The organism is Thiolapillus sp. (genome assembly GCF_048562965.1).
Taxonomy (GTDB): Bacteria; Pseudomonadota; Gammaproteobacteria; order Chromatiales; family Chromatiaceae; genus Thiolapillus; species Thiolapillus brandeum_A.
Genome location: NZ_JBHNMF010001408.1, coordinates 1 through 642, shown reverse-complemented (window position 1 = coordinate 642; position 642 = coordinate 1). Strand labels below are relative to the sequence as shown.

The following is a 642-nucleotide window of genomic DNA, read 5'->3' as shown; positions in this document are numbered from 1 at the left end:
GGAATTGACCAACTATATGCAGGGTCTTGACGGCCAGGCAAGTGTCGATCTCAACGCCGCCATTGCCGCGCCTACCGGCACCGCCTACTCATCCATGGCACAGCCAAGGTACGTTTTTCAGAACGATGTCGTACAAGCCGTTCAGGAAGGTACCGGGATGAGCCAGCTACAAGCACGCAACTTCATGACCGACCTGCTGTTCAATCAGTGGGCTATCGGCTCGATGGGGTGCGGGAGCGCAGCCGATGAAACGGCATTTCAGGAATGCGTGACATCCATCACCGAAGCCAGTGAAACTGCCAAGATAGATTCCGCCATGCAGGCGTCGATCTTTCAGAAGATCATGATCCCCTTGATGAACCTTCTCACATACCTGTTCTATGGCCTGGCGCCCATCGTTATCGTGGTTGCGGTAGCCACCGGGATTGCCGGTATATCGATTATTTTGAAATATGCGCTGTTTGGGTTCTGGATCCAGTCCTGGATGCCCGCGGCCATATTGATCAACTACATCACCATGGAGCAAACCAAAACCGCATTTAAGAACTTCTACTGGAGCTGGCAGCACGGCGCTTTCAATCCGATTCACTTCTACGATATCGTTTCCACAAAGCTCATGGTTTCGTCAGAAATCCTGGCGGC

At 52.6% G+C, this 642-nt stretch carries 1 protein-coding gene; it reads left to right on the top strand.

The features are described from left to right. Positions 1–16: 16 nt before the first annotated feature. On the top strand, positions 17–642 hold a 626-nt coding region (locus ACOCD2_RS24640), incomplete at its 3' end, for a conjugal transfer protein TraG N-terminal domain-containing protein (RefSeq protein WP_419626327.1).